General features: G+C 66.1%; 18 protein-coding genes. 15 read left to right on the forward strand and 3 right to left on the reverse strand.

The window, feature by feature from the left end:
* Window positions 1-23: 23 nt before the first annotated feature.
* From QX039_RS07650 to QX039_RS07660, 3 genes are all read left to right on the forward strand, one after another.
* The gene (locus QX039_RS07650; RefSeq protein WP_315773971.1) at window positions 24-473 is read left to right on the forward strand and encodes a VOC family protein; all 450 of its coding nucleotides are present in this window, start codon (window positions 24-26) and stop codon (window positions 471-473) included.
* Between the two features lie 74 nt (window positions 474-547).
* Complete coding sequence (locus tag QX039_RS07655; RefSeq protein ID WP_315773969.1) at window positions 548-1,402, forward strand: ribonuclease HII; 855 nt, start codon at window positions 548-550, stop codon at window positions 1,400-1,402.
* 209 nt (window positions 1,403-1,611) lie between these two features.
* Window positions 1,612-3,120, forward strand: coding sequence for a glycosyltransferase family 39 protein (locus QX039_RS07660; protein WP_315739955.1), 1,509 nt, complete (start codon window positions 1,612-1,614; stop codon window positions 3,118-3,120).
* A gap of 123 nt (window positions 3,121-3,243) precedes the next feature.
* On the opposite strand, the gene QX039_RS07665 is transcribed toward QX039_RS07660, so the two are convergent.
* Window positions 3,244-4,065 carry a uracil-DNA glycosylase gene (locus tag QX039_RS07665; protein ID WP_315773976.1) on the reverse strand — a complete coding sequence of 274 codons (822 nt, stop codon included), beginning with the start codon at window positions 4,063-4,065 and terminating at the stop codon, window positions 3,244-3,246.
* A 303-nt stretch (window positions 4,066-4,368) separates the two neighbouring features.
* Between QX039_RS07665 and QX039_RS07670 the strand changes: the two genes are divergently transcribed.
* The 3 genes from QX039_RS07670 to QX039_RS07680 all read left to right on the forward strand — a co-directional run bounded on the left by QX039_RS07670 (window position 4,369) and on the right by QX039_RS07680 (window position 9,137).
* Window positions 4,369-6,027 (forward strand): electron transfer flavoprotein-ubiquinone oxidoreductase, encoded by a 1,659-nt coding sequence (locus QX039_RS07670; RefSeq protein WP_315773967.1) that lies wholly within the window; start codon window positions 4,369-4,371, stop codon window positions 6,025-6,027.
* Between the two features lie 241 nt (window positions 6,028-6,268).
* Complete coding sequence (locus QX039_RS07675) at window positions 6,269-8,065, forward strand: tetratricopeptide repeat protein (RefSeq protein ID WP_315773965.1); 1,797 nt, start codon at window positions 6,269-6,271, stop codon at window positions 8,063-8,065.
* Between the two features lie 169 nt (window positions 8,066-8,234).
* Window positions 8,235-9,137 (forward strand): 4-(cytidine 5'-diphospho)-2-C-methyl-D-erythritol kinase, encoded by a 903-nt coding sequence (locus QX039_RS07680; protein ID WP_315773963.1) that lies wholly within the window; start codon window positions 8,235-8,237, stop codon window positions 9,135-9,137.
* Window positions 9,138-9,443: 306 nt separating this feature from the next.
* Here QX039_RS07680 and QX039_RS07685 read toward each other — a convergent pair whose 3' ends face one another.
* Window positions 9,444-10,454: a polyprenyl synthetase family protein gene (locus tag QX039_RS07685; RefSeq protein WP_315739959.1), complete on the reverse strand. Its 1,011-nt coding sequence runs from the start codon at window positions 10,452-10,454 to the stop codon at window positions 9,444-9,446.
* Between the two features lie 135 nt (window positions 10,455-10,589).
* On the opposite strand from QX039_RS07685, the gene QX039_RS07690 reads away from it, so the two are divergent.
* The 7 genes from QX039_RS07690 to glyS all read left to right on the forward strand — a co-directional run bounded on the left by QX039_RS07690 (window position 10,590) and on the right by glyS (window position 17,076).
* Window positions 10,590-10,817 carry a DUF2007 domain-containing protein gene (locus QX039_RS07690; RefSeq protein WP_315773961.1) on the forward strand — a complete coding sequence of 76 codons (228 nt, stop codon included), beginning with the start codon at window positions 10,590-10,592 and terminating at the stop codon, window positions 10,815-10,817.
* On the forward strand, window positions 10,810-11,574 hold the full coding sequence (locus QX039_RS07695; RefSeq protein WP_315773959.1) for a tRNA1(Val) (adenine(37)-N6)-methyltransferase: 765 nt from the start codon (window positions 10,810-10,812) through the stop codon (window positions 11,572-11,574). The genes QX039_RS07690 and QX039_RS07695 overlap by 8 nt, the downstream gene beginning before the upstream one ends.
* Window positions 11,575-11,816: 242 nt before the next feature.
* The gene (locus tag QX039_RS07700) at window positions 11,817-12,719 is read left to right on the forward strand and encodes a S49 family peptidase (protein WP_315773957.1); all 903 of its coding nucleotides are present in this window, start codon (window positions 11,817-11,819) and stop codon (window positions 12,717-12,719) included.
* 107 nt (window positions 12,720-12,826) lie between these two features.
* On the forward strand, window positions 12,827-13,018 hold the full coding sequence (locus tag QX039_RS07705) for a hypothetical protein (protein WP_315739963.1): 192 nt from the start codon (window positions 12,827-12,829) through the stop codon (window positions 13,016-13,018).
* Between the two features lie 128 nt (window positions 13,019-13,146).
* A complete protein-coding gene (locus tag QX039_RS07710; RefSeq protein ID WP_315773955.1) occupies window positions 13,147-14,094 on the forward strand; it encodes a glycine--tRNA ligase subunit alpha in 948 nt (315 codons plus the stop codon).
* A gap of 291 nt (window positions 14,095-14,385) precedes the next feature.
* On the forward strand, window positions 14,386-14,817 hold the full coding sequence (locus QX039_RS07715; protein WP_315773954.1) for an endonuclease domain-containing protein: 432 nt from the start codon (window positions 14,386-14,388) through the stop codon (window positions 14,815-14,817).
* Between the two features lie 3 nt (window positions 14,818-14,820).
* Window positions 14,821-17,076 carry a glycine--tRNA ligase subunit beta gene (gene glyS, locus QX039_RS07720; RefSeq protein ID WP_315773953.1) on the forward strand — a complete coding sequence of 752 codons (2,256 nt, stop codon included), beginning with the start codon at window positions 14,821-14,823 and terminating at the stop codon, window positions 17,074-17,076.
* Window positions 17,077-17,335: 259 nt separating this feature from the next.
* Here the strand turns inward: glyS and QX039_RS07725 are convergent, their stop codons facing one another.
* Complete coding sequence (locus QX039_RS07725) at window positions 17,336-17,689, reverse strand: DUF1236 domain-containing protein (RefSeq protein ID WP_315717233.1); 354 nt, start codon at window positions 17,687-17,689, stop codon at window positions 17,336-17,338.
* Window positions 17,690-17,939: 250 nt separating this feature from the next.
* Between QX039_RS07725 and QX039_RS07730 the strand changes: the two genes are divergently transcribed.
* Window positions 17,940-18,095, forward strand: a complete 156-nt coding sequence (locus QX039_RS07730) for a DUF3096 domain-containing protein (protein ID WP_012042558.1) — start codon at window positions 17,940-17,942, stop codon at window positions 18,093-18,095.
* A 107-nt stretch (window positions 18,096-18,202) separates the two neighbouring features.
* Window positions 18,203-21,166: a pyruvate, phosphate dikinase gene (gene ppdK, locus QX039_RS07735; protein WP_315773951.1), complete on the forward strand. Its 2,964-nt coding sequence runs from the start codon at window positions 18,203-18,205 to the stop codon at window positions 21,164-21,166.
* Window positions 21,167-21,447 lie beyond the last annotated feature (281 nt).

Raw genomic sequence — 21,447 nt, forward strand, 5'->3', positions numbered from 1 at the left:
GGAGAGTAGGTGGAGAGTAAGTGATGAGCGCACAAGCGAGCGTTCCGCGGCTCACCGTCATCACACTCGGTGTGTCCGAGATGCGGCGGAGCATCGCCTTCTATACATTGCTCGGCTTCGTCCGAAAATTCCGCGCGACCGGCGAGGCCGTGGCATTCTTCGAGACCGGCGGGACGGTGCTGGCGATGTACCCGTGGGGTGCGCTCGCCGATGACGCGGGCGTGCCAGACGCACCGCGTCCACAGGCGTTCCGAGGCGTGACGCTGGCATGGAACTGCCGCTCGGAGGCTGAGGTCGATGCGGCGCTTGCGTCGGCGGTGGAGAAAGGTGCGATGCTGCTGAAACCGGCGCAACGGACCGACTATGGCGGTTACAGCGGCTATTTCTCCGATCCGGACGGTCATGTCTGGGAAGTGGTGATCGCGCCGGGGATTGATGTCGGCGAGGATGATCGAGTGCATCTGCCGGCGTAGTCCGTTGCCGACAGGGGGGGATAGCGGGGAATTGAGGCCCGTTCGGGTTGCGCTGCCGCCAGCCGTTTCGCACCATGGCGGCCATGATTCGCGATCAGTCAAAGAAGCCGGGCAGGGCGAAAGCAGCGAGCTGCGCCGTGGCGAAGAGCGCCCCTGCAAAGGCCGCGACCAAGCCTGCTGCCCCGGGGGCCGCCGGCAAGTCGGGCGCCAAGCTCGGCAAGGGCGTCATCGCGGTGGCGCCGCCGAGCTTCCGGCGTGAGCGCGCGCTGTTGAAGCAGGGCGTCTGGCCGGTCGCGGGCTGCGACGAGGCGGGACGGGGGCCGCTGGCCGGTCCGGTGGTCGCTGCGGCCGTGATTCTCGATCCTGCGCGCATCCCCAGGGGTCTCGATGATTCCAAGCGCCTGAGCGCGGAGCAGCGCGAGGCGCTGTTCGACAAGATCTGCAAGACGTCGGCGTTTGCGGTGGCCGTCGCATCGCCGGCGCGAATCGATCGCGACAACATCCTGCGTGCCTCGCTCTGGGCGCTGTCGCGCGCCGTGAGGGCGCTGCCCGAGGCGCCGAAGCACGTCTTCGTCGACGGCCGCGACCGCATCGACGTCGATTGCGGCTGCGAGGCGGTGATTGGCGGCGATGGTCTGGTGATGTCGATTGCGGCCGCCTCGATCGTCGCCAAGGTCACGCGCGACCGGCTGATGTGCGCGCTGGCGCAGGATTGCCCGGGTTACGGCTTCGAGCAGCACAAGGGCTATGCTGTGCCGGAGCATCTCGCCGCATTGGACCGGCTCGGCCCCTCGGTGCATCATCGCAGCCTGTTCGCGCCTGTCGTCGCCGCCCGGCGCAAGCATCAGCCGTGGACCGATGTGCCGGAGCCGGATCTTTTCGCGGAGGTGACTGTGGTGACATCCACCGAAATCTCGCTCGAGGTCTGATGCAGGTTGCCTCGCGGGCCCCGCGGTCTTAATAGTTTTTGTCAGCCAGCCAGCACGAAGTGTCACCCCTCGCAGCAGGGGCGGTGTTGTGCGCCCCGATCGTGCGGTATCGATTGCGGGCGTCGGACAGCGAGGCTGCTGCGGATGAGCGACGGTCCTGCCGGCCTCCTCGACGTCCTCAGCGATTCAGCCAAGCGATCCAGCCGTTCATGCGTTTCACGTCACTGGTTGTCGAACTGATCCGCGCAAGGCCGCGGCTGGTCGTCGTCATCGTGGTGCTGTGCCAGGCCCTGATGTGGCTCGGCGTGGCCATGCTGTTCTATCGCAGTCCACCCGGCCAGCTTGCCACCACCATCGCGTTCGGACGCGAGTACCAGGTCGGCACCGATCTCGGCCCGCCACTGTCGTTCTGGCTGTCGGACATCGCCTATCGCCTCGCCGGCAACCACCTGTTCGGCGTCTACGTGCTGGCCGTGCTGTGCTCGGCCCTGGGTCTGTGGGTGATGTATCTCCTGGCGGGGGCGATCGTCGGCGGCCAGCAGGCGGTGCTCGCCGTGCTGCTGACCATGACCATCACCGCGTTCGGTGCACCCACGCTGGAATTCGGTCCGGAGGTGCTGGCGCGTCCGCTCTGGGCGCTGCTGCTGCTCCATAGCTGGCGGATTCTCGGCGAGGGCCGGCGCAACGCCTGGTTTGCCTGGTCGATCGAGGCCGGCCTGCTGCTGCTGACCACCTCGGCCGCGGCGGGCCTGCTGCTGCTGATCGCCGGCTTCGTGGTCTCCACCGCGCAGGGCCGCCGGGTGCTGCGCTCGTTCGATCCGCTGTTCGCGCTGCTGGTGGTGCTGGCGCTGGCGCTGCCCTACCTCATCTTCGTGCTGCGCGCCGACAGCGTCGGGCTGCCGGCGCTGCCCGTTCTCGCCGAGCTCTCGGTGCGCGCTTGGCATTGGCTCGCCTTGGCTGGCGGGGCGCTGCTGGCGATCTCGGCCATGGTGCTGCTGGTGCTGCTCGACGCCAGCTGGATCAGCCGCAGCGAGACCGACGCCCCGATCATCTACCGCCGTTCGGTCCCGCCGCTCGCCCGCGACTTCGTCTATTGCTTCGCGATCGCACCGGCCCTGGCGGGCAGCCTGATCTCCGGCCTGTTCGGTCTGCCCACGGTGTTCGGCGGCGTCGCCGTCACCTTGACGATGGTCGGCCTCGCGCTGGTGGTCGCGTCCGGCGATCTGATCTATCTGCGCCGCCAGCGGCTGTTGCGCACGGTGTGGGCGGCTGCGGTCGCTGCGCCCGCGGTTTTCGTTGCCGGCAGCGCCGTGATTCAGCCCGTGATCGGCGAGGGCGAGGTCGCGACGTCGATGCCGGCCCGCGACATCGCCCGCTTCTTCGTCGAGAGTTTTGAGCGCCGTACCAACCAGCGGCTGCAGGCGGTCGCCGGCGATCCGCAACTCGCCAGCCTGGTCGCGCTCGGTCGCCGCCGCGCGCATCTGTTCCTCGATGCCACCCCGCAGCGGACACCCTGGGTCACGCCGGCGAAATTCGCCGAGAGCGGCGGCGTCGTGGTGTGGCGCGCCTCCGACACGGTCGGCACCCCACCGCCTGACATCGCCCAGCGCTTTCCGGGGCTGGTGCCGGAGGTGCCGCGCAGCTTCGACTGGCTGATCAACGGCCGCCAGCCGGTGCTGCGCATCGGCTGGGCCATCGTACGGCCGAGGGGGCCTTAGCGCTTTCCATGCGAGCCGTCATTGCGAGGAGCGAAAGCGACGAAGCAATCCAGGGCTGCGCGCGTGACTCTGGATTGCTTCGCTGCGCCGCTGCGCTCGCAATGACGGAAGCGAATTGGGTCCTCAGACCGCTATCACCGTCGCGATTGCGCGCAGATCCTGCCAGGACAGCCGCTTGTAGGACGGCGAGCGCAACAGATAGGCCGGATGGAAGGTCGCGATCGCGCGGATCGTCCGCTTGCCGGTGTCGTAGTCGCGCCATTTGCCGCGCACGCGCATGATGCCCTCGGTCGTACCGAGCAGCGACTGGGTCGAGGGATTGCCGAGCGTCACCAGCACATCGGGATCGACCAGCTCGATCTGGCGGCGAATGAACGGCAGGCAGATCTGCGTCTCCTGCGGCGTTGGCGTACGGTTGCCGGGCGGGCGCCAGGGAATGACATTGGCGATGTAGACCTTGCTGCGGTCGAGCCCGATCGCGCCGATCATGCGGTCGAGCAGCTTGCCGGAGCGGCCGACGAATGGCAGGCCCTCGATGTCCTCGTCGCGGCCGGGCGCCTCGCCGACCAGCATGATGCGCGCCTGCGGATTGCCGTCGGCGAACACCAGCCGCGACGCCGTCTGCTTCAGCGCGCAGCCGTCGAAAGTCTCCAGGAGCTCGCGCAGCGCCTCCAGGGTCGGCGCCGTCCGCGCCGCCTCGCGGGCCGAGGCGACGGCCGCTTCCGGCGGAGGCGGCGGTTCTCCGCGCGGCGGAATGATCGCCGGCACGGCCGGCCGGCCGGGCTGCGCCGGCGTCTGACGGGCGACGGGGGCCGCGGCGGGGAACGAAACCGCCTCGGGCTCGACCAGCCGGTTGATCGGCTCGTCGGCCAAGGCGCAATCGACCCCGGCCTCCAGATAGAAGGCGAGCAGTTGCCGGACGTCGGGGAGGGGCTCGGGGGTCATCATGATCGATCGCCGCGGCAGTGTACGCTGCCTCGGCGCATGGCGGAATGCATTTCGGTGGTTGTCCTGCCCCGAAAAATCGGAAACAAGAGTTTGGAATAACCCAAAAAGGGACGGAACGCCCTAGTGTTCCGGCGCCAGCCGTCGCTCCCCCTCCGGACCAGTCTTCAGCGAACGGTCAACGCCTTCAGGAACCCTAGTTAAGTCATTGTTGCCATTGCAGCTCCGGGTTTGACCTTTGCACGCGCCAGGGGGCGGCAGAGGTCGGGTCCCCTGCACCGGCCGGGCCTGAGATCGAGAGAGATGAGCACCGAAGAATTACCTCCGCGCGAATCCATGGAGTTCGACGTCGTCATCGTCGGCGCCGGCCCCTCGGGCCTGTCCGCCGCGATCCGGCTGAAGCAGCTCAATGCCGACCTCAACATCGTCGTGGTCGAGAAGGGCTCCGAGGTCGGCGCGCACATTCTGTCCGGTGCGGTGATCGATCCGGCGGCGCTCGACAAGCTCATCCCCGACTGGCGCTCGGACGACGATTGCCCGCTGAAGACCCAGGTCAAGGTCGACAAGTTCTTCTGGATGACCGAGAGCAGCGCGATCTCGCTGCCGGGCTTCGCGATGCCGCCGCTGATGGACAACCATCACTGCTATATCGGTTCGCTCGGCAATGTCTGCCGTTGGCTGTCGCGCAAGGCCGAGGCGCTCGGCGTCGAGATCTATCCGGGCTTCGCGGCCACCGAGGTGCTCTATGACGAGCAGGGCGCGGTGCGCGGCATCGCCACCGGCGACATGGGCATCGGCAAGGACGGCAAGCCGAAATCCTCGTTCACGCGCGGCATGGAGCTGCTCGGCAAGTACACGCTGTTCGCGGAAGGCGCGCGCGGCAGCCTGTCCAAGCAGCTGATCGCGAAATTCGCATTGGACGCCAAGAGCGAGCCGGCGAAATTCGGCATCGGCCTCAAGGAAGTCTGGCAGATCGATCCTGCCAAGCACCAGAAGGGGCTGATCCAGCATTCCTTCGGCTGGCCGCTCGACATGAAGACCGGCGGCGGCTCGTTCCTGTATCACTACGACGACAATCTCGTCGCAGTCGGTTTCGTCGTCCACCTGAACTACGACGATCCCTATCTGTCGCCGTTCGAGGAATTCCAGCGCTTCAAGACGCACCCGTCGATCCGCGGCGTGTTCGAAGGCGGCAAGCGCCTCGCCTACGGCGCACGCGCCATCACCGAAGGCGGCTATCAGTCGGTGCCGCGGCTGTCGTTCGCCGGCGGCGCGCTGATCGGCTGCGCCGCGGGCTTCGTCAACGTGCCGCGCATCAAGGGCGTGCACAACGCGATGGGCAGCGCGATGCTCGCGGCCGAGCACGTCAATGCCGCGCTCGCATCCGGCCGCGCCAATGACGAGCTGGTCAGTTACGAGAACGCCTGGCGCGGCTCGCCGGTCGGCGAGGATCTGTTCAAGGTCCGCAACGTCAAGCCGCTATGGTCGAAGTTCGGCACGGTCCTCGGCGTCGCGCTCGGCGGCTTCGACATGTGGTGCAATACGCTCGGTTTCTCGCTGTTCGGCACCCAGTCGCACGTCAAGCCCGATCGCGCCACGCTCGATCCCGCCAAGGCGCACCAGCCGAAGCCGGCGATGAAGCCGGACGGCAAGTTGACCTTCGACCGGCTGTCCTCGGTGTTCCTGTCGAACACCAATCACGAGGAAGACCAGCCGGTGCATCTGAAGGTCGCCGACATGGCGCTGCAGAAGAGCTCCGAGCACGACGTCTTTGCCGGGCCGTCCAACCGCTATTGCCCGGCGGGCGTCTACGAATGGGTCGAGGAGGGCACCAGCCCGCGCTTCGTGATCAACGCGCAGAACTGCGTCCACTGCAAGACCTGCGACGTCAAGGATCCCAACGGCAACATCACCTGGGTTCCTCCGGAAGGCGGCGGTGGGCCGAACTACGAGGCGATGTAGCCTCGCATAACGCACGATTGCGTGAGTCGGCTGCTCCCGGGAGGGCAGCCGGCCACGATACGGCCATACTGGCGCGGTTTGACGCGGGTCACCTTCGCCAAAGGGGCTCCCGGCTGACCCGAATATCCTGCAAATCCTTGCGGTTGGCCGCCAAACGCGGCATTGTCGGCGCCTTGAAGAGCTGCCGATCGGGGTCCTGTCCGTACCGATCCGTCATTTCCAACAACCAGAGCGCACCGTGATGTTGTCAATTCGCAATCGCTGGACCGCAATTGCCGTTTCTGCCTTGCTGCTCCCCGGTGCCGTCCTGGCCCAGACGCCGGATCATCCTGCGGATAACGCCGCGAAGTTTCCGACCAGCGTCGATCTGAAGTCGCTCACCACCTCGGGCAGCTATCTGGCGGCCCGCCACGCCAGCGTCGAGCGCGACGCGGCCTCGGCGGCGGCGTTCTACCGCTCGGCGCTACGCAGCGACCCGAAGAACAACGAGCTGCTCGACCGCGCCTTCATCTCCTCGGTCGCCGATGGCGACATCGACGAGGCCGTGAAGCTGGCCGAGCGCGTGCTCACGATCGACAAGGCGAACCGCATCGCGCGCCTCGTGGTTGGCGTGCAGGACATCAAGCAGAAGAAATACACAGCCGCCCAGACCAACATCAACCAGTCGGTGCGCGGGCCGATCACCGATCTCGTCGCCACCTTGCTGTCGGCGTGGGCCGCGGCCGGTGCGGGCGATTCGAAGACCGCCGTCGCCAATATCGACAAGCTGACTGGTCCCGAATGGTATCCGCTGTTCAAGGACCTCCATGCCGGCATGATCCTGGAGCTGGCCGGCAAGGAGAAGGACGCCGGCACGCGGTTCGAGCGCGCCTACAAGCTCGACGATTCGATGCTGCGCATCACCGAGGCCTATGCGCATTGGCTGTCGCGCAACAAGGATGCGGCCGCCGCGACCGCGATCTATGAAGCCTTCGACAAGAAGCTCGCGCGCCATCCGCTGGTGCAGGAGGGCCTGCGCGAGACCAAGGCCGGCAAGAAGCTGCCGTCGCTGGTCGATTCGGCGCAGGCCGGCGCCGCCGAGGCGCTGTACGGCATCGGCGCCACTTTGAGCCGCCGCGGCGGCGAGGATCTGGCGCTGGTCTATCTGCAGCTCGCGCTGCATCTGCAGCCGAATCATCCGCTGGCGCTGCTGTCGCTCGCCGATCTCTACGAGACCGTGAAGAAGCCGCAGATGGCGATCAAGGTCTATGAGCGGGTGCCGGCGAGCTCGCCGTTGAAGCGCAATGCGCAGATCCAGCTCGCCACCGATCTCGACAGCGCCGACCGCAGCGACGAGGCGATCAAGATCCTCAAGGACGTCATTGCGCAGGATCCGAAGGATCTCGAGGCGATCATGGCGCTCGGCAACATCGAGCGCGGCCGCAAGAAGTTCGCCGATTGCGCCAAGACCTATTCGCTCGGCGTCGATTCGCTGCCGGTGAACAATGAAAAGGCCAACAGCGTCTATTACTACTACCGCGGCATCTGCCTGGAGCGCTCCAAGCAGTGGCCGAAGGCTGAGGCCGACATGCGCAAGGCCCTCGAGCTGCAGCCTGACCAGCCGCATGTGCTGAACTATCTCGGCTATTCCTGGATCGACCAGGGCATCAATCTCGACGAAGGCATGAAGATGATCAAGCGTGCCGTCGAGCAGCGGCCGGACGATGGCTACATCGTCGACTCGCTCGGCTGGGCCTATTACCGCATCGGCAATTACGAGGAGGCGGTCAAGAACCTCGAGCGCGCGATCGACCTCAAGCCTGAGGATCCGACCATCAACGACCATCTCGGCGACGCCTATTGGCGCATCGGCCGCAAGCTGGAAGCCAAGTTCCAGTGGGCCCATGCCCGCGACCTGAAGCCCGAGGCCGAGGAGCTGCCGAAGATCGAGGCCAAGATCCAGAACGGCCTGACTGATGATCCGGCACCCGCTGCGGCCAGCAACGACACCAAGGATACGCCGTCCGACGCCAAGAAGGACGACGGCAAGGGCGGCTAGGTCGTCCTGATTACGATGTGAGAGCCATCACGGGCTCCTCGGCTTGCCGGGGAGCCCGGATGATTTTGATGAAGGGTGTGGCGGTTGCCGGCCACGTTCGCTTCGGCCTCGGGCCGCGGCGAGTTGGCATCTGAGCTCCACCACCGAACATGCTGGGGGCATTGCGCCGATGTTGGCGTCCACGGTCACCGGCGCGCTGCAGGAGCAGGGGCGCGCCAAGGTCAATCTGACCCTGCGGGTCGTCGGCCGCCGGGTCGACGGCTATCATGATCTCGAAAGCGTCGTCGCGTTCGCCGACTGCGCGGACCAGCTCGCGCTGGTGCCGGGGCCGGAGCTGAGGCTGACCACGACTGGACCTCTGGCAGAGGCCTGTGGCGAGACCACGGACAATCTGGTGCTGAAGGCGGCGCGTCTGCTGGCGGAGGCCGTTCCCGGGCTGAAGCTCGGCGCGTTCACGCTGGAGAAGGTGCTGCCGGTCGCCGCCGGCATCGGCGGCGGCTCGGCGGATGCCGCAGCGGCGCTGCGGTTGCTGGCGAAGCTGAACGGCCTGTCGCTGGACGACCCGCGCCTCACTGCGGTTGCCTTGAAAACCGGCGCCGACGTGCCGGTTTGCGTGCCCTCGCGCGCCTGCACCATGACCGGCGTCGGCGAGAACCTGCAGCCGCTTGCGCTTCCCGTCCTGCCCTGCGTGATGATCAATCCGCGGGTGCCGGTCGCGACCAAGGACGTGTTCCAGGCGCTCGGCCTGAAGCCTGGCGAGCTGCTGGTCGGCGTGACCGATGTCCTCACGGCGCCGTCCTGGCCGCAGGCCGGCGCGTCGGTCGGAGACTGGGTCGCTGCACTCGATCAGGTGAAGAACGATCTGGAGCCGCCCGCCCTGAAGGTGCAGTCGATCATCGGCACGGTGCTCGACGCGCTGCGCGCGAGTTCAGGCGTCCTGCTCGCTCGCATGTCCGGCTCCGGCGCGACCTGCTTTGCGATCTATGGCAACGTCGCGGATGCAAGGGCCGCCGGCGCTGCGATTGCAGCCGCGCACCCGGAGTGGTGGGTGCATGCGGGGACGCTGAGCTAGTTTGCTGGCTCGGCCCTCATTGCGAGCGAAGCATCGAGACTCTTTGCTGCGGCCCTGGATCGCGTCGTCGCTACGCTCCTCGCGATGCCGGCGCGCTGATGATTCGTAGGGTGGGCAAAGGCGCAGCCTGGCTGCAGCCCGGCACAAGGTCGTGGCGGCGCCGTGCCCACCGTCTGACCGCGGGGCACGACGCCCGATGGTGGGCACGGCGCCATTGCAGCGTGATTTGTCGCATCAGCTGGGCAGGGCGCCTTTGCCCACCCTACAGAACTTGCTTGGGTGACGGTCTCTCGGCAGACGGACGAACTAATGCGATCGCGCCAGGCAGAACGCCACCACCTGCTCCAGCGCCGCCTTCATCGGTGACGCCGGGAACAGCGCCAGCGCGTCGACGGCCATGGCGCCGTAGTGATGCGCGCGGCTGATCGTGTCCTCCAGGGCACGGTGCTTGTTCATCAGCCCGATCGCATGGTCGAGATCGTGATCGCTGATCTCGCCGCGCTCCAGCGCCTTGATCCAGAAGGCACGCTCGCTGTCGCTGCCGCGGCGGAACGCGAGCACCACCGGCAGCGTGATCTTGCCCTCGCGGAAATCGTCGCCGACATTCTTGCCGAGCTTGGCGGCCTTGCCGCCATAGTCGAGCACGTCGTCGACGAGCTGGAAGGCGATGCCGAGATTCATGCCGAAAGACCGGGATGCGGCCTGCTCGGCCTTGGGACGGTCGGCGAGCACCGGGCCGACCTCACAGGCGGCAGCGAACAGTTCCGCCGTCTTGCCGCGGATCACGGCGAGATATTCGTCCTCGGTGGTTGCGGTGTTCTTGGCGGCGGCAAGCTGCATCACCTCGCCTTCGGCAATCGTGGCTGCGGCGGCCGAGAGAATGTCGAGCGCGCGCAGCGAGCCGACCTCGACCATCATGCGGAACGCCTGGCCGAGCAGGAAGTCGCCGACCAGCACGCTGGCCTCGTTGCCCCACAGCATGCGCGCCGACAATTTGCCGCGGCGCATTTCGCTCTCGTCAACCACGTCGTCATGGAGCAGCGTCGCCGTATGCATGAACTCGACGGCCGCGGCGAGCTTGACGTGACCATCGCCGGTGTAGTCGGTGAGATGAGCCATCGCCAGCGTCAGCATCGGCCGCAGCCGCTTGCCGCCGGAGGAGATCAGGTGGTTTGCGACCTCCGGGATCATCGTGACGTCCGAGCCGGTGCGCGACAAAATCGTAGCGTTGACCCGTTCCATGTCGGCTGCGACCAGCGCGACCAGCCCATCGATGGAGGCTCCCGATGGACTCTCGAAAGGTACGATAACCGCCACTCTGGTCTCCGATTTTGCTATGCTCGAAACGACAATAGAAACTGCGGCCGCAGGCGGCAAGGGCAGACACGGAACCTTGACCCGAGCCTTCTTGCCCAACCCTTCTTGACCCAAGCCCGCATGGAGACATAACGATTGAAGGAATTGGTTCGGACCAATGATATCGTGCTGGTTTCGGCGATAGGGGCGCTGCTCGACGGCGCCGACATCCATCACCTCGTGCTCGATCAGAACATGAGCGTCATCGAAGGCTCGCTCGGCATCCTGCCGCGCAGGATCCTCGTGCATGAGGACGACTATCTCCAGGCCCGGCGACTTCTCACCGACGCCGGTCTGGCGCATGAACTGCGCCCTGATGAGTGACGCTGTCGACATTTCCGAGGATGCCGTGCTCGGCGGCCAATTGCGGCTGCGGCAGCCCACGACGGGCCATCGCGCCGGCCACGATGCAATCCTGCTGGCGGCGGCGACGGCCGCGCGTTCGGGCGATCGCGTGGTCGATCTCGGTGCCGGCGTGGGGACGGCCGGGCTGGCCTTGGCCCGGCGCGTCGGCGGTCTCAGCTTGACGCTGGTCGAGCGCGAGCCGGATCTGGCGTGCCTCGCGCGCGACAACGCACGCGCCAATGCCTTGCCGGCGGAGGTCGTGGTGCTGGACGTCGCCGCGGCCGCGGCCGCTTTCACTGCCGCAGGGCTCGGGCCCGACAGTGTCGACGTCGTGCTGATGAATCCGCCATTCCACGATGCCGCGCGCCACCGCGCCTCGCCCGACGCCGCGCGCGCGACCGCGCACATGGCAACGGCGACGACGTTGGAGATCTGGACGCATGCCGCGCGGCGGATGCTGAAATCCGGTGGCGTGCTGACCTTGATCTGGCGGGCCGATGGTTTGAGCGAGGTTGTCGCGGCGCTGGCGCGCGGCTTCGGCAGTCTCGCGATTCAACCGGTTCACGGCCAAGCGGGGCAGCCGGCGATCCGTATCCTGGTCAGGGCCGTTAAGGGAGGGCGGGCGCCGACCCAGATTCTCGCCGGAGTGGTGCTGAATGAGGCGGCAGGCGTGCCGAATGACGAGGCCGTGCGTGTGCTGTCGGGGCAGGGGGCGCTGGCTTTGAGCACCCCCTGAACGGTTGATCGTGGTCGGGCGTTATTGCGTCTGAGCTTCGGACTGGCGTTCGGTTACCGTCGTGAAACGGATCGCAGTCAATAGAGTACCGATCAGCAGCATCAACAGGTAGACCTTCATGTATTCCTCCGCCGCACTCTGCACCTTGGCTCGCCGTGCGATTGCCCAGGAGATTGCAAGGCTCGTTCCAGCCCTTTGAATGGCAGCGGCGCGATAAAAAGTGGTTAATCCGAGGTAACAGGATGGTGGACAATTTGACACAACCCAGCGATGCAGCCGGACTCTTCGATCGCCTGAAGACGCTGCTTCCGGCGCGGCTGCGCGGCGTACCGGTGGTGCCGGTCGTCCGCCTGTCCGGCGTGATCGGCGCAGTGACGCCGCTGCGGCCGGGGCTGACGCTTGCGGGCGTCGCCAAGGTGCTGGAGCGCGCCTTCTCCATGCGCAACGCCAAGGCCGTGGCGCTGGTGATCAATTCGCCCGGCGGCTCGCCGGTGCAGTCGCGCCAGATCTATCTGCGCATCCGCCAGCTCGCCGCGGAGAAGAAGCTGCCGGTGCTCGTGTTCGTCGAGGATGTCGCGGCCTCCGGCGGCTACATGATCGCCTGCGCCGGCGACGAGATCTTCTGCGATCCGTCCTCGATCCTCGGTTCGATCGGCGTGGTCGGCGGCTCGTTCGGGCTGCAGGACCTGATCAAGAAGATCGGCATCGAGCGCCGGCTGTATACCGCCGGCGAGCACAAGGCGATGCTCGATCCGTTCCTGCCGGAGAATCCCGACGACGTGGCGCGGCTGAAGAAGATCCAGCGCGAGATCCACGCGCTGTTCATCTCGCTGGTCAAGGAAAGCCGCGCGACCCGGCTGAAGGGCGCCGACGATGTGTTGTTCACCGGCGAGTACTGGGCCGGCGACAGCGCCGTCACGCTGGGGCTGGCGGACGCCATCGGCGACCTGCGCGCGGTGCTGCGCACCCGCTTCGGTGACAAGGTCGCAACGCCTGTCGTGGCGCCGGCGGCCGGCCTGTTGTCGGGTCTGCTCGGCCGCCGCGCCGCGGGCGCCGGCAGCTTGGGATTCGGCTGGACGGGGCTGGCCGAGGAGCTGATCTCGGCGGCCGAAACCCGGGCGATCTGGGCCCGTTTCGGGTTCTAGAGCTGGAGGCCGCGCCATTTCGCCCCTCGCAATCCTGATTGCGGGGGGAACCGGGATCGGCGACAATGGGAATCGGGGTGGCTCTGTTCATGAACGAGGATCGACCAATGCCGCCGTTCGTTGCTTTCGCGGGTATGCTGGGCGGGCTTGCCGTGGTTCGCTGGGCCTACAAGGCCGCTCAGAAGATCAACCGGGAGCTCGAAGAGGCGCGACTGTCGCGCGTCGCCGAGGCCGCGCAGACAGCCGAGATCAAGACTCTGCGCCGCGATCCCGTCACGGGCGCCTACCGGCCGGGCTGACGCGAGCCGCTGATCTTCGAACGACGGCACGTCGCCGCCGTTCGGAGATCCTATTGCCTTGATTCCTGATGTCCCCGCCGATACGGTCCGCGCGCTTTTCCGACGCCTGCGAAAGACCGATACCGACGATGGACTCGCTACCTCCGCACATGCGCCCCGAACGTTCGTTCCAGGGCTTCATCCTGGCCCTGCAGCGGTTCTGGGCCGAGCAGGGCTGCGTGATCCTGCAGCCCTACGACATGGAGATGGGCGCCGGCACCTTCCACCCGGCGACGACCCTGCGCGCGCTTGGGCCGAAGTCGTGGAATGCCGCCTATGTGCAGCCGTCGCGGCGGCCGAAGGACGGCCGCTACGGCGAGAATCCGAACCGGATGCAGCACTACTACCAGTTCCAGGTGATCATGAAGCCGTCGCCGCCGAACCTTCAGGAGCTGTACCTGAAGTCGCTCGGCGCCATCGGCATCGACGCCGCCGTGCACGACATCCGCTTCGTCGAGGACGACTGGGAGAGCCCGACGCTCGGCGCCTGGGGTCTCGGCTGGGAGTGCTGGTGCGACGGCATGGAGGTGTCGCAGTTCACCTATTTCCAGCAGGTCGCGGGCTTCGAATGCGCGCCGGTCGCCGGCGAGCTCACCTATGGCCTCGAGCGCCTGGCGATGTACGTGCAGGGCGTCGACCGCGTCTACGACCTCAACTTCAACGGCCGCGACGGCGACGCCAAGGTCACCTATGGCGACGTCTTCCTGCAGGCCGAGCGGGAATATTCGCGGCACAATTTCGAGCATGCCGACACCGACATGCTGTTCGAGCAGTTCAAGATGGCCGAGGGCGCCTGCCGCAAATATCTCGATGCCGGCTGGCGCGATGGCAATCGTCGGGAGCATCAGATGGCGCTGCCGGCCTACGACCAGTGCATCAAGGCCAGCCACGTGTTCAACCTGCTCGATGCGCGCGGCGTGATCTCCGTCACCGAGCGCCAGAGCTACATCCTGCGCGTCCGCGAGCTCGCCAAAGCCTGCGGCGAAGCCTGGCTGCATACGGAGGCGGGCGGGGCGGGGGCGGCGTCAGCCGGTTGAGCGCGAAGGCTGACCCTTCACCCTCCCCTGGAGGGGGAGGGTCGGCACGCGATCGAGCGAAGCGAGATGCGTGCCGGGGTGGGGTGATCTCTCGGCTGGAACACTGTTGATGATGGATAGACTGTCACCCCACCCCGATTGCTCATGCATTCGCATGAGCAATCGACCCTCCCCCTCCAGGGGAGGGTGGCCCTGGGGCCGGGAGGGGCGCCAGGACATGACCACCCTCCCCTGGAGGGGGAGGGTCGATCGCACGCGAAGCGGGCGAGCGGGGTGAGGTGAAGGTGCCAGATGGGCAAACGGCCGATCAGCGATTTCAAACGCCGAACCGCGAAACGACTGCGCGAAAACACCACGGCCGCCGAAGACATACTGTGGCGTTACCTACGTCGCCTCAACATCGAAGGGACTCACTTCAGACGACAGGTCGTCATCGGTCCCTATGTTGCGGATTTTGCCTGTCTGGCCCGTCGTCTCGTCATCGAGGTGGATGGGTCGCAGCACGGAGAAGATGCGAACAGCCAGCGCGACGAGGCCCGGACGTGCTGGCTCAACTCGGAAGGCTATCGCGTTTTGCGATTTTGGAACAACGACGTTATGACCAGGACTGAGGCGGTGCTCGAAGCCATTCACACGGAGATCGCGGTCACCTCGCCCCACCTGCCTACGGCAGGCGACCCTCCCCCTCCAGGGGAGCGTGGTTCTTCGTGCAGAGAGACTTGAGACATGCCCGACCTCCTTCTCGAACTGTTCTCCGAAGAAATCCCTGCGCGCATGCAGGCCAAGGCGGCGGAGGATCTGCGCCGCATGGTCACCGACAAGCTGGTCGCCGAGGGCCTCGTCTATGAGGGCGCCAAGGCGTTCGCGACGCCGCGGCGGCTGGCGCTGACCGTGCACGGCATCCCAGCGCGACAGGCTGATCTCAAGGAGGAGCGGAAGGGCCCGCGCGTCGGCGGCGCCGATGCGGCGATCCAGGGGTTTCTCAAGGCCACCGGACTGTCCTCGATCGAGGAGGCGACGATCCAGCGCGATCCGAAGAAGGGCGACTTCTACGTCGCCCTGATCGAGAAGCCCGGCCGCGCCACGCTCGACGTGCTCGCCGAGATGCTGCCGGTGATCATCAGAACGTTCCCCTGGCCGAAATCGATGCGCTGGGGCAAGCGCTCGGAAAGGCCCGGCGCGTTGAACTGGGTGCGGCCGCTGCATACGATCACCGCCACGTTCGGCCTTGAGACCGAGGAGCCGGACGTCATCGGCTTCGCCGTCGACGGCATCGAGGCGGGACAGACCACCTACGGCCATCGCTTCATGGCGCCCGCGCCAATCTCGGTGAGGCGTTTCGAGGACTATGAGGCCAAGCTGCTCGACGCCAAGGTCGTGCTCGATCCTGACCGCCGCAAGGACACCATCGTCACCGACGCCAAGCAGCTTGCGTTTGCGCAAGGGTTCGAGCTGGTCGAGGACCCCGTGCTGCTCGACGAAGTCGCGGGCCTGGTCGAATGGCCGGTGGTGCTGATGGGCTCGTTCGATCCGGAGTATCTGAAGGTCCCCGGCGAGGTGATCCGCGCCACCATCCGCAACAACCAGAAATGCTTCGTGGTGCGCGATCCCAAGACCGGCGGGCTGGCGCCAAAGTTCATCCTGACCGCGAACATCGAGGCGACCGACGGCGGCAAGACCATCATCGCCGGCAACGAGCGCGTCATCCGCGCCCGGCTGTCGGACGCGAAGTTCTTCTACGAGACGGACCTGAAGACGAAGCTCGAGGACCGGCTGCCGAAGTTCGAGCAGATCGTGTTCCACGAGAAGCTCGGCACCCAGGCGGCGCGCATCGCCCGCATCGAGACGCTTGCTGCCGAGATCGCGCCGCTGGTCGGCGCGGATGCGGCGAAGACCGCGCGCGCCGCGAAGCTCGCCAAGGCCGACCTGTTGACCGAAGTGGTCGGCGAGTTTCCGGAAGTGCAGGGCCTGATGGGCAAGTACTACGCGCTAGCCCAGGGCGAGGATGCGTCCGTCGCCGCCGCCTGCGAGGAGCACTACAAGCCGCAGGGGCCGGGTGATCGCGTGCCGACGGATCCGGTGAGTGTCGCCGTGGCGCTTGCCGACAAGCTCGACACGCTGGTCGGCTTTTGGGCTATCGACGAAAAGCCGACGGGCTCGAAGGACCCGTATGCGTTGCGCCGCGCGGCGTTGGGTGTGATCAGGATAATTCTGGAAAATGAAATTCGCATCAAATTGTCTGATCGGCTCCTATCGTGGATGGGACAACTGGTGAGAGACGTGTATCAAAGCCTGTATTCCAACGATGGCAGGATTCCTGGCGACGTCATTGGCCGACTTGTTGACGACTGGACTAAAGGCTCTGATCTCTCGAAGGGAGAAACGTTTTTTTCGGAATGGACTCGCAAGCTTGCGATCGAGAATCCGGGCTTTTTCCCTGTGCTACTTGATCGCTCACATGGTTTGCTCTCCTTCTTCGCCGACCGCCTCAAGGTGCAACTGCGCGAGCAGGGCGCGCGGCATGATCTCGTCGACGCGGTGTTCGCGCTCGGCGGCCAGGATGATCTCTTGATGGTCGTGCGCCGCGTCGAGGCGCTCGGCAAATTCCTCGAGACCGACGACGGCAAGAACCTGCTCGCGGGCACCAAGCGCGCCAGCAACATCCTCGCGATCGAGGAGAAGAAGGACAAGCGCAAGTTCGATGGCGCGCCGGACGCTGCACTCTACAAGCTCGACGAGGAGAAGGCGCTGGCGAAGGCGATCGGCGAGGTCGCGGCGGACGCCGGCGCTGCCGTCGCCAAGGAGGACTTTGCCGCCGCGATGCACGCGATGGCGAAGCTGCGGCCGGCGGTCGATGCCTTCTTCGACAAGGTGAAGGTCAACGACGACGACGCTGATATCCGCGAGAACCGGCTCAAGCTGTTGAACGAAATCCGCAGCGCGACGCGTACGGTGGCCGACTTCTCAAAGATCGAGGGCTGATCGCCCTATAGCAACGTAGGGTGGGCAAAGGCGCTGCCGTGCTATCCCCACGTCCCCCGATCGCAATGGCGCCGTGCCCACCGTCTCGCAGCGGAGTTGCTGCCGAATGGTGGGCACGCTGCCGCCTTCGGCGGCCGCTTTGCCCATCCTACAAGTTACGCGCCAATAAAAATTAGCCCTACCCGGCGGGGGGAACCGGGCAGGGCCTTTTACATCTGGCCGCTTGCGGGGGCGTTGGCGACCAAATGCAGCTCTATAACTATTCAACGACCTGAATGATCCGCCGCGATCGCGGTTCGACTAGGACAGTTTCGCCGTTGACCACGGTGTAGCGATAAGGTGTCGCACCGAAGCGCTGCGGAACGTCGTAATATGTAACACCGGACTCTGGCAGCACGGTGCCAACAACGACGCGATCGGGGATCACATAGTTGGGAACACGCTCGCGCACGACATATTCGCGAAACTCCGGCCGTCGCTCGACCGTGATGACTGGAGCGTCCTCCTCGACCACGACGCTGCGCCCGACGCCCGTCGTGTAGGATTGCGCCTGTGCGGCCGCCGGTATCACGAGTGCGGCCACGAGGGCAGCAAGGGTGAGATGGGTTCGCATGGGACGGGACTCCTGAGCTGTTGATCGCTGAGAGAGACCGGCGCGTGCCGGCACCTGCTTCCCAATGCCGGCAACAGGTCATCGTTCCGCGCGGGGCCACGTGGAACCGGCGGCATTTTTGCGGCAGATTCAGCGGTGGGGGAACCGGAACTCGTGCCGTGCGTCTCCTATTCCGCCACGATGGGCCAGGATAAAGTCCGGCCAAATCGAATCGCCCCAGCCTCGTCCTTCAATCATTCAGAGCTTGTCGATGACCCTGACCGTTGCCCATATCTCGCCGATCATGTCCGTGATCGCCGGCGTCCTGATCCTGATCATGCCGCGCCTGCTGAACCTGATCGTCGCGATCTTCCTCATCCTGAACGGCCTGATCGGCATGGGCCTGCTGAAGTGGCTCCACTTCTAGTCCCCAGGTTCTAGTCCCAAGGTCGGGAACCCCCGAGCTTGCGCCGCGGCGCCCAAAGTGGTGTAAGGCGCGCGATTTCTCCTCCCATTTGCGGATCGAAGCACCTCATGGCCAAAGCGGTAGCGAAGTCTAAGAAAGTTACAGCGAAATCAAAGCCTTCCAAGCCGGGCAAGGCCAAGACCGCAGCACTCGCTCCACCGCGCAAGGCGCTCAAGACGGCGTCGAAGCCCGTCGCCAAGGCCCCGGCCAAGGTCGCGCCCAGGTCGGCACCGAAAGCGCCAGTGAAAACCGCTCCGAAGAAGCCGGCCAAGACGGCTGCCAAGCCGGTCGCCAAGGCTGTGAAGGCGTCGGCTGCGAAGGCCCCGGCCAAGAGCGCGGTCACCGCGATCAAGCCGAACAAGTGGGTCTACACCTTCGGTGACGGCAAGGCCGAAGGCAAAGCCGGCCTGCGCGACCTGCTCGGCGGCAAGGGCGCCAATCTGGCCGAGATGGCCAATCTCGGCCTGCCGGTGCCTCCGGGCTTCACCATTCCGACCTCGGTCTGCACCTACTTCTACGCCAACGACAAGACCTATCCGAAAGAGCTGCAGTCGCAGGTCGACAAGGCGCTCGACTACATCGGCAAATTGACCGGCAAGAAGTTCGGCGATCCGGAGAACCCGCTGCTGGTCTCGGTGCGCTCCGGCGCCCGCGCCTCGATGCCGGGCATGATGGACACCGTGCTCAATCTCGGTCTCAACGACCAGACGGTGGAAGCGCTGGCACAGCTGTCCGGCGATCGCCGCTTCGCCTTCGACAGCTATCGCCGCTTCATCACGATGTATTCGGATGTCGTGCTCGGCTTCGAGCACCATCATTTCGAGGACATCCTCGACAGCTTCAAGGACACCCAGGGCTATCAGCTCGACACCGACCTGAGCTCCGAGGACTGGGAGATGCTGGTCGGCAAGTACAAGGACGCGGTCGCGCACGAGACCGGCAAGGACTTCCCGCAGGACCCGCACGACCAGTTGTGGGGCGCGATCGGCGCCGTCTTCTCATCCTGGATGAACACGCGCGCGGTGACCTATCGCAAGCTGCATGACATTCCGGAATCCTGGGGCACCGCCGTCAACGTCCAGGCCATGGTGTTCGGCAACATGGGCGACACCTCGGCCACCGGCGTCGCCTTCACGCGCAATCCCTCGACCGGCGAGAGCAAGCTCTACGGCGAGTTCCTGATCAACGCGCAGGGCGAGGACGTCGTCGCCGGCATCCGCACCCCGCAGGACATCACCGAGGACGCGCGTCGGGAGTCCGGCTCGGACAGGCCGTCGATGGAAGTCGCGATGCCCGACGCCTTCCACGAGCTGACCCGCATCTACACGCTGCTCGAGAAGCACTACCGTGACATGCAGGACATGGAGTTCACGGTCGAGCGCGGCAAGCTGTGGATGCTGCAGACCCGCAGCGGCAAGCGCACCGCCAAGGCGGCGCTGCGCATCGCGGTCGAGCTCGCAAATGAGGGCCTGATCTCGCAGAGTGACGCCGTGCTCCGCGTCGATCCGGCCTCGCTCGATCAGCTCCTGCATCCGACCATCGATCCCTCCGCCAAGCGCGACGTGGTCGCCACCGGCCTGCCGGCCTCGCCGGGCGCGGCATCCGGCGAGATCGTGTTCTCCTCGGACGAGGCCACCAAGCTGCAGGCCGACGGTCGCAAGGTGATCCTGGTCCGCATCGAGACCTCGCCGGAGGACATCCACGGCATGCACGCCGCCGAGGGCATCCTCACCACCCGCGGCGGCATGACCTCGCACGCCGCCGTCGTCGCGCGCGGCATGGGCAAGCCCTGCGTGTCCGGCTGCGGCACCATCCGCGTCGATTACGGCCGCGGCACGATGAGCATCGGCTCCCGCACCTTCAAGACCGGCGACGTCATCACCATCGACGGCTCCGTTGGCCAGGTGCTGGCCGGCCGCATGCCGATGATCGAGCCGGAGCTGTCCGGCGAGTTCGGCACCCTGATGGGCTGGGCGGATGCCGTGCGTGAGACCGGCGTGCGCGTCAATGCCGACACGCCGGAGGATGCGCGCACCGCGATCAAGTTCGGCGCCGAGGGCATCGGCCTGTGCCGCACCGAGCACATGTTCTTCGAGGAGACGCGCATCCGCACGGTGCGCGAGATGATTCTCTCCGAGGATGAGCAGGAGCGTCGCGCCGCGCTCGCCAAGCTGCTGCCGATGCAGCGCGCCGACTTCGTCGAGCTGTTCGAGATCATGAAGGGCCTGCCGGTCACGATCCGCCTGCTCGATCCGCCGCTGCACGAGTTCCTGCCGCACACCCAGGCCGAGGTCGAGGAAGTCGCCCGCGCGATGAACACCGATCCGCGGCGCCTGGCCGACCGCGCCCGCGAGCTGTCGGAGTTCAACCCGATGCTCGGCTTCCGCGGCTGTCGTCTCGCCATCGCCTATCCGGAGATCGCCGAGATGCAGGCGCGCGCGATCTTCGAGGCGGCGGTCGAGGCCGAGAAGCGCACCGGCGAGGCCGTCGGCCTCGAGGTCATGGTGCCGCTGATCGCCACCAAGGCGGAGTTCGACCTGGTCAAGGCGCGCATCGACGCGATGGCGCAGGCCGTGATCCGCGAGACCGGCGCCAAGCTGGAGTACCAGGTCGGCACCATGATCGAGCTGCCGCGCGCTGCGCTGATGGCCGGCCAGATCGCGGAGGCCGCCGAGTTCTTCTCGTTCGGCACCAACGACCTGACGCAGACGACCTACGGCATCAGCCGCGACGACGCCGGCAGCTTCCTCGGCGCCTACGTCGCCAAGGGCATTCTCGAGATCGATCCGTTCATCTCGATCGACCGCGAGGGCGTCGGCGAACTGGTCAAGATCGGCGTCGAGCGCGGCCGCGCCACGCGACCCAACCTCAAGGTCGGCATCTGCGGCGAGCATGGCGGCGATCCCGCCTCGGTCGCGTTCTGCCACAAGGTCGGCATGAACTACGTGTCGTGCTCGCCCTACCGCGTGCCGATCGCGCGCCTCGCCGCCGCGCAATCCGCGCTCGGCAAGGAGATCGCGAGCCAGGCCTGATCCTGCTGCGATCGATCTAATCCTGATGAAGGCCGGCACATGTTGCCGGCCTTTTTCATTGGTGAGGGTTCGTCGCGATGCGGCGCGCACGTGACGCAAGGTGCACTTCTTCTCCACCACCGCCGTCATTCCGGGGGCGCTCCGGAATGACGAGTGGAGAGAGCGAACGTCACAGGCCGATGGAACACTCCGCCTCATGATGTGCAGATGATTTTCATTCACCGCATCTGTTGACTGAATGTTCACCCGTTCTCGTCGGTGCGCTGTTTACCAAGCATCTC

Source organism: Bradyrhizobium sp. SZCCHNR1043 (genome assembly GCF_032489675.1).
In the GTDB taxonomy this organism is placed as follows: Bacteria; Pseudomonadota; Alphaproteobacteria; order Rhizobiales; family Xanthobacteraceae; genus Bradyrhizobium.